General features: G+C 44.1%; 10 protein-coding genes and 2 tRNA genes. 8 read left to right on the top strand and 4 right to left on the bottom strand.

Translation table 11 applies throughout. The features are described 5' to 3' along the window. The first annotated feature begins 28 nt into the window (after positions 1-28). A complete protein-coding gene (locus AACH20_RS00555; protein ID WP_338503173.1) occupies positions 29-487 on the top strand; it encodes a GreA/GreB family elongation factor in 459 nt (152 codons plus the stop codon). A gap of 110 nt (positions 488-597) precedes the next feature. Continuing rightward, a complete protein-coding gene (locus AACH20_RS00550) occupies positions 598-1,179 on the top strand; it encodes a hypothetical protein (protein ID WP_338503171.1) in 582 nt (193 codons plus the stop codon). 76 nt (positions 1,180-1,255) lie between these two features. Here the strand turns inward: AACH20_RS00550 and AACH20_RS00545 are convergent. Further along, a tRNA-Gln gene (locus AACH20_RS00545) sits at positions 1,256-1,330 on the bottom strand. A gap of 73 nt (positions 1,331-1,403) precedes the next feature. Here AACH20_RS00545 and AACH20_RS00540 point away from each other — a divergent pair. Then, the gene (locus AACH20_RS00540; protein WP_338503169.1) at positions 1,404-2,717 is read left to right on the top strand and encodes a class I SAM-dependent RNA methyltransferase; all 1,314 of its coding nucleotides are present in this window, start codon (positions 1,404-1,406) and stop codon (positions 2,715-2,717) included. After that, the gene (locus AACH20_RS00535) at positions 2,717-2,956 is read left to right on the top strand and encodes a DUF3021 family protein (RefSeq protein ID WP_338504273.1); all 240 of its coding nucleotides are present in this window, start codon (positions 2,717-2,719) and stop codon (positions 2,954-2,956) included. The genes AACH20_RS00540 and AACH20_RS00535 overlap by 1 nt, the downstream gene beginning before the upstream one ends. Before the next feature lie 8 nt (positions 2,957-2,964). Here the strand turns inward: AACH20_RS00535 and AACH20_RS00530 are convergent, their stop codons facing one another. From AACH20_RS00530 to AACH20_RS00520, 3 genes are read right to left on the bottom strand one after another with little or no spacing between them, the layout of a single operon-like run. Beyond that, entirely contained in the window at positions 2,965-5,277 is a 2,313-nt protein-coding gene (locus AACH20_RS00530; RefSeq protein WP_338503167.1) for an HAD-IC family P-type ATPase, read from the bottom strand. Continuing rightward, positions 5,277-5,765 carry a hypothetical protein gene (locus tag AACH20_RS00525; RefSeq protein WP_338503165.1) on the bottom strand — a complete coding sequence of 163 codons (489 nt, stop codon included), beginning with the start codon at positions 5,763-5,765 and terminating at the stop codon, positions 5,277-5,279. The genes AACH20_RS00530 and AACH20_RS00525 overlap by 1 nt, the downstream gene beginning before the upstream one ends. Before the next feature lie 55 nt (positions 5,766-5,820). After that, on the bottom strand, positions 5,821-6,138 hold the full coding sequence (locus AACH20_RS00520; RefSeq protein WP_338503163.1) for a hypothetical protein: 318 nt from the start codon (positions 6,136-6,138) through the stop codon (positions 5,821-5,823). 99 nt (positions 6,139-6,237) lie between these two features. Between AACH20_RS00520 and AACH20_RS00515 the strand changes: the two genes are divergently transcribed. The 4 genes from AACH20_RS00515 (at position 6,238) to AACH20_RS00500 (ending at position 12,071) form a co-directional block, all read left to right on the top strand. Beyond that, positions 6,238-9,534: an ATP-dependent helicase gene (locus AACH20_RS00515; RefSeq protein ID WP_338503161.1), complete on the top strand. Its 3,297-nt coding sequence runs from the start codon at positions 6,238-6,240 to the stop codon at positions 9,532-9,534. 443 nt (positions 9,535-9,977) lie between these two features. Next, positions 9,978-10,044, top strand: a tRNA-Leu gene (locus AACH20_RS00510). Positions 10,045-10,222: 178 nt separating this feature from the next. Beyond that, positions 10,223-11,182, top strand: coding sequence for a tRNA dihydrouridine synthase (locus tag AACH20_RS00505; protein WP_338503159.1), 960 nt, complete (start codon positions 10,223-10,225; stop codon positions 11,180-11,182). Between the two features lie 13 nt (positions 11,183-11,195). Further along, positions 11,196-12,071, top strand: coding sequence for a hypothetical protein (locus AACH20_RS00500; RefSeq protein ID WP_338503157.1), 876 nt, complete (start codon positions 11,196-11,198; stop codon positions 12,069-12,071). The last annotated feature ends 14 nt before the right edge of the window (positions 12,072-12,085 follow it).

Below are 12,085 nucleotides of genomic sequence, written 5' to 3'. Positions count from 1 at the left end.
GCAAAATTGTCGATCCGAAAGGGGAAGTATGAGTACAACATTTTTAAGTAAAAAAGGATTCAAGGAGCTTCAGAAAGAAATTTCTGGACTAGAGATTTCGGAAAAAGCGCTCATATTAGAATTGAAAGAAATTGGGCGCGCCAAATCACGCGATGACAAATTACGCCGCAACGATGTAATTACGCAACTGGAAAATATCCAATCAAAAATCTTTATGAAAAAGGATATTTTACGTCACGCTAAGCCGCTGCCAAGGAAGCGCGATCGATTGAAAATTGCTATCGGCTCAGTCGTGGATTTGATGGATCAACAGGGAAAAATTTTCCGCTATACGCTAGTTCACAGCATGGAGGCAAACCCTCTGGACGGGCGAATTTCCGTGGATAGTCCGTTGGGAAAAAGCTTGCTAAATCACAAGAAATCCGAAACTGTTTCCTGGAAAAACGGCTTGGCGACCAAGCAGCTACAGGTTATCAACATTAGCTAATCTCAATTGTCCACCACGACAGTTTAGTCCTCACTAGCGAGTGGGGACTTTTTTATAGATTCATAAATTTAAATAATACTAGGGTATACAAAAGTTGATACAATATTGACATGACAAGAGAATACAATCAGAGACATACAATCAAGAAAATATTCTATAATACTGCGAAAACTTTTATTTACAAGACCTCTATAAAACCGGAGATAATCTATATAGATAGTATAATAGACAAGAAAATAAACACCTGTAAAGAAAGCCTTGAATATACAAACAACGAAGTGCGCGCTCTCACTGAATTTGGAGCGGCAAGAGTAATGAGAGAGACGCCATTTCTATTGCTTAACCAATACTCTAAACTATTTGATAATTATGAAATTAAAAAATCTGACATACAATTAATTATTGAAAGTATAGACAGGCAGGCTAAATATATAGAGACTATGACTAATCGTGACAATACAGAACTTAGCGGCGCATACAACGGCGATACTGGAGATCTGTTATATGACGAATGGGTGATTAATGACTACGAATATTTTTTGAGAGGATTTTACGAAAAAATCAACATAATAAAAGAAAGAATGAAAGCATTATATTATACAAGCAGAGTACAATCTAAAAAATTCTGGATACCAACTATCATCTCCATAATATCTTTAATCATCGGCTTACTGGGTATTTTTATAAAATAGCACCACTCTGTTTCTGAAATTTAATATAAAAACAAAAAATCGCCCAAAAGAGCGACTGTTTATGTCTGTTCAAATTTGGCTGGGACGGCAGGATTCGAACCTGCGAATGCTGGGACCAAAACCCAGTGCCTTACCACTTGGCGACGTCCCACTATTGCCAGGACAATGACGATTATAGCACGCCAGACAGAAAAAATCCACACATCCTGATATAATATAACCTAATGAGAAAACAAATTTTTGAGACTTTAAGATTGGAAAAAATCGTTGGCGGCGGGCAAGCCATCGGGACACTTGACGACGGCCGCAAAGCATTCGTCTGGGGAGGGCTGCCTGGTGAATTAGTAACGATTCGCGTGACAAAGAAAAAATCACACTTCGTCGAAGGAATAGTGGCGGAAATTATCGAGGAAAGCCCAGAGCGAATTACACCGAAGGATGAAAATAGCTATTTAAGCACCAGTCCTTGGCAAATAATGCCGATGTCCAGCGAGCAATCACACAAAGCGTCGCTAATCGAAGAGGCTTTTTTACTTCACAACATCACATTGCCTGAAAAAATCAAGGTATTTTCCGACGGCGTGGAATTTAATTATCGCAACAAAGTCGAGTTCAGTTGGTTTGGCGACAAAACGGACGACGACGAAAAGGAAACTTTAGACTTGGCGTTTTTCAAGCGTGGCGGCAAAGGGAAGGTCATCGTTGACGGAACCAGCTTGGCACATCCGAGCATAAATAAATTGGCAATTGAAATCCGCAACCTATTACTAGAAAAGCCGATTGTCGCTCGCCAATTAAAAACACTCTTGATTCGCTCAGATCAACAGGGAAACGCTGTCTGGCAATTGTACGTAAAAGATAAGATAGAAAATCTGATTTCCGACGATGAAGCCAAATTATTATCAGCCAAAGGTGGCGAAATAATCTATTCCGACCCCAAAAGCCCAGCCAGTAGAATCACCGAACGTTTGAACAAACTCGGTGACACAACACTGAGCGACACGATTTTAGGCGTCGCCTTCAACTACGCTTGCGAAGGATTTTTCCAAGTCAACATTCCCGTTTACGAAAAAGCTTTAAGCGACATGAAAGCGTGGATCGATTGCAGTGAAAAAATGCCGACCCTTGACCTTTATTCTGGAGTTGGAACAATTGGTTTGACAATTGGAGGCGATGACGTGACGCTGGTGGAGATTAACGAACATGCCGTCGCGGAAATGCAGAGGAATATCACCAAGCTGAATCGACCGAATGCCAAGGCGATTTTGGCGCCGAGCGAAAAATCTCTGGAATATATAACGGGCGAACAAATTGTCATCGTTGATCCGCCGCGCGCTGGACTTCACGCGGATGTTACTAATCGACTGCTGGAAACTGAGCCGCCTAGGATTATTTATCTGAGCTGTAATCCAGTCACGCAAGCGCGAGACGTCAGCCTGCTTCAGGAAAAATACGAAATCGCGCATCATCAAGGCTACAATTTCTTCCCGAGAACGCCGCACATTGAGCACCTTGTGGTTTTGGACAAGAAAGCGTAATCTACATAGTCGCAGCCGCATCTGTAATATACGACATTGAAAAATGGTCATTACTTAAACAATCCGCCATACATTTTATCGTCATGATATTAACAATTTTTCCTTGTTTATTAATAAGCGGCTGGTACGAGTTAAGCTCGTTCGCAGATTATTTGAAAGTATTCGGAATATTTTTACTATGCGGTTGCGTTTTCTGGACTATAGGATATCTCGTTTTTGGCAAATTACTGGATAGATAGACAAGTTCCTACCGAACAATTCGCCGACCAGCCCAGCGAGCAATGAATAGCTGGACTAACATCGCTACGACAATTGCGCCAGCTGCTGGCCACATTATGAACAAATTTGGCACGGTGAAATCGAAAAAGTCGCGCAGAAAACCAAAGCTAAAGCTTCCAGCCGCCACAATAATTACCGACAGAAGATAAAGCAAGCGAGCGCGCTTGGCGGATTTATCGATAGCTACGTCCAGCATAATTCCCACTAAGAATACCAAATATACACCAAACAAAGTCGCGGTAAGTACGGTCATCGTTGCGACTTCTGCAGCGTGACCAGGGAACATAACAGAGGTAATCCAATAGGTGAACGCGACAGTCACGCCAGTAATTAAAGCAATCGGCAATACCGCCAGCAAAGTGTCGTGCCAAAATCGCTTCGGATTTATTCGATGCTTCGGCGTGGGAGGAAACAGCGTCCACATGAGGGTCGGCATCGTCACCAGAAAGATATTCATAAACGTAATGTGGCGCGGCGAATACGGATAGTTCATGTCAATAAGAATCGTCACAAGAAGAAGCGTCACGCCGTAAATAATTTTATGGAAAAATAGAACAGCGATGACTTCGATTGCCTGCATGATTTGATTGCCAAGCTTCATTCCCATCGGCAGAGAAGTGAACGAATTGTTGAGCAATATAATGTCGGAAACTCGACGAGAAGCCGGCGCACCAGCGTACATCGCCACACCGAGATCAGCCCTTTTCAGAGCCAGAGCGTCATTCACGCCGTCGCCGACCATACCAGTGAACTTGCCAGATTGCTGAAATCGATTGATCAAGCGCTCTTTTTGGTCTGGCAAAACTCTAGCAAAAATCGTGTAAGTATCGGCAGCCTTATTAAATTCATCTTCGCTAAGCGCCGCCAAATCCTCACCTAAAATTGCCTTTTCTGGATGTTTAATCCCAGCTTCCTTAGCGATGTATTGAACTGTGCGCGGGTTATCGCCAGAGATTACGCGAATAGTTACGCCTTGGCGCTGCAAAAAATCCACCGTTTCAACAACGCCATGACGCAGGGAGTTGCGCAGAACAACCGCACCAATTGCCGTTCCAGAACCGTTTTTCAAGTCTTTCAATTTGGTTTTATCATCCGAAAATTCAGCCAACATCAACACGCGCAAGCCATTGTCAGCCCAATCATTCAGATTCTTCTGGGTCTCCTCATCTACCGGCGCCAACTTCGACACAAACTCTGGCGCGCCCATCATTAACGTCCGAATTTCACCGTCAATATTCGCCCTCACGCCAGCCATTTTACGCGCCGATGAAAACGCCATCACTTCCAAAACTTTCGTATTTTTTGGCGACGTAGCTTCCGCCAAAATTGCGCGGCCAGTGATATTTCCACCGCTGGTTTCATGAGCAATTAACGCCGCAAAACTGGCAATGTCAGAGTCTGAATAGTCATTTTCATCACCAAAAGCCACGACTTTTTCAAGCGTCACTTCATCACTAGTTAAGGTGCCTGTTTTATCTACAGCCAGCAAATTCAAAAGCGCCATGGCTTCAATTGCTGACAATTTTTGCGGCAAGACTTTCGCCTGAGCCAATCGCAATGAGCCGAACGCCAAAAGCAGAGAACTCGCCAACAATAAACCTTCCGGCACAACCGTAACCGCCGCCGAAGTGATGGTTTTTAAGATGACGACGACATTATCGCCAGAGAAATAATAGACGATAGCGATAAGTAGCGACAGGACAATTGCGCCGTAAGTCAAGAAATAAATTGCGCGCCAAATCGCCAATTGCAGAGGCGTAAGCTCTGGCTTATAACGCTTCAAAACTTGGCTAATCGCGCCAGCTTTCGTGTCGTCACCAATCGCAATTACTCGCGCCGCACCTTCACCAGCCAAAACCGTCGTCGCCGCCAACACGACATCGCCGTCCTTTTTCTCAATCGACGCAGACTCGCCAGTCAACATGCTTTCATTCAGCTCCAAGCCTTTCGACTCGATAACTTTCGCGTCCGCCGGTAGTTCGTCGCCAGCCTGAATAAGAATTTCATCGCCAATTTTAAGCTCGTCATAGCCAACCTCGACAACATTTCCGTCTTTTAACAATCGAGCTTTCGGCGCGCTCATCAACTCCAATTGCCGCAAAACTCGCTTAGCTCTCAGCTCCTGAATAATGCCAATCGTCGAATTCACGACAATCACCACGGAAATGAACCACGCATCACGATATTCGCGAACATAAACCAGCGCGCCAGCCAGCAGAAAAATCACCACGACGATAGGGGAAAGTAGGTTCCGCTTAATAATGTCCAGGTAGTCGCGCATTAGCTCGTTTGAATCCTTCTATACCTGAACCTTGCGCCAACTCGCCAATTTCCGTACGCGTCAGAATCAAATTGATATATCTCGCCATTTTTCACTTCAGAAATCAAAACCAAGGCGGGATTATACGGCGCCAAAGTTTTATAAAAATGCAAATCTTCATCCGTAACGTGCTTTCTTCCAGGAAAAACTTCGCGGAATTTACGCTTGCCAATGTCTTCAAAATATCGCGGCTGACCTTTTGGCGGAATAAATAATTCCGCACGCATGCCCATTCGAGAAATTATCTTTTTAACGTCAGACAAAATCAACGGCGAAGTCGCCTCCAAATACAACATCAGCTGCTTTTTATTCGTCAAAAACACCGACGCCTTAGCCGTGCGACTAACATCGGCGTGCCACAAAATTATTGATTGAACATCAATTGGAAAACCAAATTTTTCCTTAGCAATTCGCTCCAGCGCCAGCTCGTCGTACGTCGCCTTATTCATAGATAATATTTTACCATTTTTTTATGAGGTACGCGAGATGACGAAGATGTGAAATCTAATAGTCAACTTGCCTGACCGCTTCAATTGCTTGACGGGAAATATCCAAGTGGCTTTTACCCTTAAACGCATCTTCTGGATGTTTTTCATTCCAATCATCGACATTTTCTTCAGTACAATCTTTAATGGCGTGATTAACACAAAACTCAAGTCGCTTAATGCTTTGGGCGTTTTCAAGATAATCGATGGAAGACTGGACTGATCTTCGATATTGTTTTTCATTCAGCCAGGAGACTTGATAACTCAGAAAAATCAACGCAATCGTCAGCACAAACATATATATATGACTAAATTTTATCTTCTTTAAGTTTTTCATTTAATCCTCCTTATGCTAAATATATAGCCCTAGATAAATTCTGTAAATAGCAATTTTGATATCGCGTTCTGAAGACCGCCGACATGGTAAAATAAAACTATGGATTTCAATACTCGTTACGCTAAATTAAACGATAATCAACGACAAGCAGTCGACTACATCCACGGATCGCTTTTGGTAATTGCTGGGCCAGGAACAGGGAAAACCGAGCTTCTGAGTATGCGCACCGCCCAAATCCTGAAACAGACCGACACTTTACCGAACAGTATTTTATGCTTGACGTTTACTGAAAGCGGCGCCACAAATATGCGCCAACGACTTCGTCAGATTATCGGTGAGGACGCGTATAAAATTGCGATTCACACGTTCCACAGCTTCGGCACAGAAATCATCAATCAACATCGCGAGTATTTTTTCCGTGGCGCCGACGCTCAGCCAGTTGACGAATTGACACAATATCAAATCATTTCTGGCATACTTGAAGATCTCGATTGGCGGAATCCATTAAGCGCGAAAAATAACGGGGAATTTGTTTACATCAAAGACCTCATTCGCATTATTTCCGAGTTCAAGCAAAGCGGCTTAACGTCGTCAGAATTACGGGCAATTATTGAGGACAATCAAAGCACAATCGCCGAAATTGCACCAGACATTCAGCAAGTATTTTCCGCCAAAATATCGAAAAAGACAATTGAAATGTTTGCGCCGATAGCTGAGAAAATTGCCAATTTAGCCGCCAAAAACCCTGACGAGAAAAACTCAAAATTGCCAGCCTCAATCACGCCATATGCCAACGTTTTAGCACTGAGCATTGCGCACGCCGCCCAGGAAGCGATTGATGAAAACTCAACAAAACCACTGACTGCTTGGAAAAATAAATGGTGCGAAAAAAATGCCAATGGCGAATTTGTCCTGAAAGATTTTACCGCCGCAGAAAAATTATCTGCCGCAATTGACGTTTACGAAAAATACGTAAATATTCTGTCCGAGCGTTCGTTATTTGACTACGACGACATGATTTTATCCGTTATTCAAGCCTGCGAATCTCACCCAGAACTGCGCGCAAATCTTCAGGAGCAATTCCAATTCATTATGGTCGACGAATTCCAGGATACGAACTTGGCGCAATTACGATTATTGTTCAATTTGACCAGCGAGAACGACGATAATCCAAACATCATGGCGGTTGGTGATGACGACCAAGCAATCTTCAGCTTCCAAGGCGCAGACGTGGGCAACATCCAGCGTTTCCGCCAACATTATCACGACCCAAAAATTATCGTTCTGACCGACAATTATCGTTCTGCCGAGAACATTTTATCCTCAGCGCGGGACGTCATCACTCAAGGCGCGGATCGATTGGAAAACACAATTGACGGACTATCAAAACAATTGACCGCGCACGCAAATAGCGAAGGCTCAAAAGTAGAAATCCAAGAATTCTCATCCGTTAGCGAAGAGCGAGCGGGAATCGCCAAACAAATTGCCGAGCTGATAAAAAATGGCGAGAAACCAGAAAACATAACGATTATTGCGCGCCACCACAAAGAACTCATTGAAATTCTTCCGCATCTTTATAAGGAAAATCTTTTTGTCAATTACGAGCGTCACGACGACATTCTGGAGCAAGATATAATTCAGATTCTGGACAAATTAGCGCGAACTGTCGTGGCGATTAGCCAGAATAATTTGGACGTTGCCAATAGTCTACTACCGGAAATTACGGCTCATCCAGCGTTTGGATTTTCTGCACTTGACATCTGGAAATTGAGTCTTCAAGCTTACAAAAATCGGCAATTGTGGCTGGAAAGTATGCTGGCGAATAGCGTATTTAAGGAATTTGCGGAGTGGCTTTTGGAGCGCGCTAAGGACGTGCCGAATTTGCCGCTGGAAGAGCAATTGGACAATTTATTAGGCTTAACTAATGACGAGAGCGGCAACCTTCAGGTTAATTCTCTCGCCAATTTCTATTTCTCGCCAGAAAAGCTAGATAAAAACCCAGAAGCATATCTGACAATTCTGGAAAGTTTGCGCACTTTACGCCAAAAACTTCGCGACCGAATCACCGACAAAAATCCAACTCTGGAAGACTTTTTGGAGTTTATTGACTTGCACATTTCAACAAAAACCCGCTTAACACAAATTCGCACGCACGCAAGTTCACTCAGCGGCGCCATAAACTTAATGACCGCACACAAATCCAAAGGTCTGGAATTTCCGCACGTTTTTGTAATTGGGGCAATTGACAGCGCTTGGGGTGAGAAAGTTCGTTCACGTAGTCGAGCTATACGATATCCCGCAAATCTCCAACTTCAGCCAGCGGGCGCCACTTACGACGAACGACTTCGATTATTCTTTGTGGCGATGACTCGCGCCAAAACCACATTGACCATGACTTATTCTCAAACCAACGATTCTGGCAGCGACACGATAATCGCTAGTTTCTTGACGAATTGCACACCAAATGTTATTCCAACCAACGACGATCCAGCTGAACAAATTAAACTCGCTGAAACCGACTGGACGACGCGACTAACTTCGCCGATTGTTCCGGAATTAAAGGACTTATTGGCGTCAGCGCTGGAAACATACAAACTTTCTGCGACGCATTTGAACAACTTCCTCGACGTTTCACGTGGCGGACCGCAAAATTTCTTATTGAACAATTTGCTGCATTTTCCATCCGCCAAAAATTCCGCCGCAGCTTACGGAACCGCGATTCACAGCAGCCTTCAGCAAGCACATTGCTCATTCAGCGCCGATCATCAATTGCCAAGCACCGAACAAATCCTCCAATTTTTCCAAAAATCCCTCGAGAGCCAGCATTTGCCAGCGGACGATTTTCAATTGTATTTAGACAAAGGGAAGTCGGCTTTGACTGCATTCTTAAACGCCAAATCTTCAGATTTTCATGACACGGACTTGGCGGAATTAGACTTTTCAAACCAAGGCGTAATTATAGATAACGCCAGATTGACCGGTAAACTTGACGTTGTCGACATCGACAAGCAAAATAAAACCATCTTCGTAACGGATTATAAAACTGGCAAGCCGGCGCATTCCTGGAAAGGTTCGGCCGATTACGAGAAAATCAAACTTCATAAATATCGTCAGCAATTGATGTTCTATCAGCTGCTGGTCGAGCATTCACGCGATTATGGCAATTTCACGTTTACTGGCGGGCGATTGCAATTTGTCGAGCCAGACATGAAGACCGGCGATATTCTTAGCTTGGAAGATACATTCTCCAGAGAAGAACTGACTGAATTTACGCAACTGATTGAGATTATTTGGCAAAAAATCACCACGTTAGATCTGCCGGATATTTCTGACTATTCGGCGGATTATAAGGGAATGTTGCAATTCGAAAAAGACCTTCTGGCGGGCGAAATATAAAAATATTCTAGTATATTGTTGCATTTTTTTATAATTAGTGTTATTATAATAAACGCTTTTGTTGGTAGAGCTGATTCTATATCGTGCTCTCCAGGAGCACAGATGAGGTCAGCTCTTTTCTTTTAGGAAAGAGGTGAAGGCGGTGTTTTTTGAAGACCGATCTCGGGAGGCATACCGTAAGGCTGCTGAAGCCGTCCAGAACGGAACGGCAGACAGCGCCCAGAAGGCCATGAATGACCGAGCCGCCAAGTATGTCGGCAAGATGGGCGACGATGCTCGAGCTGCCCAGAGGGGAGAGCTCAAGTCTTCTAACTAGATTTTGAGCCATCCTAACTGACGGTCGCAGATCTTAATCTACGAAAAAGCTAACTTAGTGTTAGCACAAGAGCGTCCGTCCGCTCCTGGCGTGATTCAGCCAGCCGGTAATCCGGAAAAGAATCAAGGGACATGTAAAACGGTGCCCTTACTCCATAAGGAGTGAGGATGAGGGTTCGACTCCCTCCATGTCCGCCGGGAAGTAAAACAAAGGGTTTTGCTTCCCTCCCAGTTTCGGGTTCGCGAGATTCACTCGTGGCAGTTTTTCTCACCGTTGAGATCAACTCCGAGCAGAACCGCTTGAGCCCCCATCCCCCTCATTCTCAAAGACGAGAGTGAGGGGTTTTCTCCTTTTTGTGATAAAATAACAGAGATGACATCGTTTTGGAATGATTTACCGCAGCCATTTTTCATATTGGCACCAATGGAAGCCGTCACTGACGTCGTGTTTCGTCATGTCGTGAAACAGGCTGGCGCACCAGATATATTTTTCACTGAGTTCGCAAATGCTACCGGCTGGGTTCACGCTGGCGACAAAGCCATAGCTGGGCGATTAATTAAAACCGACGATGAGCAGCCACTAATTGCGCAAATTTGGGGTGGCGAGCCAGGAGATATGGAAGCTTTTGCTAAGCACTGCGCGGAACTTGGTTTTAACGGAATTGATATCAATATGGGTTGTCCCGCCAAATCTGCCATTAAAAGCGGTGGCGCGGCTCTGATTCGCCGACCCGACATAGCGATAGCTGCAATTGACGCCGCCAAAAAATCTGGATTGCCAGTTAGTGTAAAAACCCGTCTGGGCTATACTTATGTCGACGAGTGGCGCGAGTGGCTTACGACAATTCTCAGACAAGACATCGTGAACTTGACGATTCATCTGCGTACAAAAAAAGAGATGAGCAAAGTTGCGGCGCATTATGAATTGATTGACGAGATTGTTAAGCTGCGCGATGAAATTGCCCCACAAACTCTTTTGACTATCAACGGCGACATTCGCGACAGAGAACATGGCTTGGAAATTACCAGAAAGCATCCCGGCGTGAATGGAATTATGATTGGGCGAGGCGTTTTCAGTGATCCGTTCTGCTTCCGTGAATCGAAAACTGACGCAGATAATCACAAAGAAGAACTATTGACGCTTCTTAATTATCACTTGGATTTATTTGATTCTTACCAGCCGATTTTAGGGCGACCTTTTGAAACTCTAAAACGTTTTTTCAAGATTTATATTCGCGATTTTGACGGCGCAAAGGAACTTCGAGAGAAATTAATGCACACCACGACGACCGATGAAGTCCGCCTAGCTATTGCAAATATCCGTGATTTATGATATAAAATAGTTTATGCGTCAGCTCGAAAGATATTTATCTATAACACCAATCGCTATTGATGATACGATCGATTTACGAAAACAAGTAGATCAACTGTATCCAGGAGATATTGCATTATTTGGCACCGACCAGTTGGGTGTGCCATTAGATTATCTTTATATAGGGTTAGATCCTCGCGACGATTACTCGGAAGGTCGCCGCAATAGCATCAATGAAGTTGGGTTTTATGATGCAACATCATACTGCTCGGGCGTAGCTCTCGCAACTCAACCTTGGGCAATCAAGCCATATCTTACACCGCGCGCAGCATTGAAAGATATTGATACAATGCGAGATATCAATAGCTTAGAGCACCCTCAAGCAATTCGCACCTTCGAGCCGAAAGGCGTTATCCGCCTCGAGAATGGAGAAGTGGCAGTGATTACCGATTTTATACAAGGCGTGCGGAGCTGCGATAGTCTAGTCGACGAATACCGCGAAACTATGCTACCTGAAGAAAAAGCACGGCTTATCGCCCGTACTGCATTCGTCACTATGCACTATTTTCACAGCCTAGAAAAACCGTATACAATGAATGACGCGCAAATAAAAAACTTTGCATTTACTATCAGCACTAAACCGTGGTGCATTGATACTGAAACATTTCAGCAGACCAACAAAGACTCGGCAAAAATCTCTAGGTTTGTGCGAGACGTTGGGAGTTGCGCCTATTCAATGAGCGGTCAATACAATTACGACGGTCAGCGGATGCTAGACCCAGAACTTATTATCGAGTACTTTATTAAGCCATACGAAGAGGACATTCCTAATCTATATTCCTATGACACTGTCGATATTGCGCAAGTGTCAATCGAGGATCTCAAGCAAGACATAGCACGAGGAGCCTAATAATCAGGCTCCTT

This window comes from Candidatus Minimicrobia sp. QA0096 (assembly GCF_963967315.1).
In the GTDB taxonomy this organism is placed as follows: Bacteria; Patescibacteriota; Saccharimonadia; order Saccharimonadales; family Saccharimonadaceae; genus Nanosynbacter.
Note: the sequence above shows the minus strand (reverse complement) of the source record. Positions and strands in the feature narration are given on the sequence as shown.

Coding starts and splice junctions, on each gene's coding strand:
- AACH20_RS00555 (WP_338503173.1), top strand. CDS start 29: ATGAGTACAACATTTTTAAGTAAAAAAGGATTCAAGGAGCTTCAGAAA.
- AACH20_RS00550 (WP_338503171.1), top strand. CDS start 598: ATGACAAGAGAATACAATCAGAGACATACAATCAAGAAAATATTCTAT.
- AACH20_RS00540 (WP_338503169.1), top strand. CDS start 1,404: ATGAGAAAACAAATTTTTGAGACTTTAAGATTGGAAAAAATCGTTGGC.
- AACH20_RS00530 (WP_338503167.1), bottom strand. CDS start 5,277: ATGCGCGACTACCTGGACATTATTAAGCGGAACCTACTTTCCCCTATC.
- AACH20_RS00525 (WP_338503165.1), bottom strand. CDS start 5,765: ATGAATAAGGCGACGTACGACGAGCTGGCGCTGGAGCGAATTGCTAAG.
- AACH20_RS00520 (WP_338503163.1), bottom strand. CDS start 6,138: ATGAAAAACTTAAAGAAGATAAAATTTAGTCATATATATATGTTTGTG.
- AACH20_RS00515 (WP_338503161.1), top strand. CDS start 6,238: ATGGATTTCAATACTCGTTACGCTAAATTAAACGATAATCAACGACAA.
- AACH20_RS00505 (WP_338503159.1), top strand. CDS start 10,223: ATGACATCGTTTTGGAATGATTTACCGCAGCCATTTTTCATATTGGCA.
- AACH20_RS00500 (WP_338503157.1), top strand. CDS start 11,196: ATGCGTCAGCTCGAAAGATATTTATCTATAACACCAATCGCTATTGAT.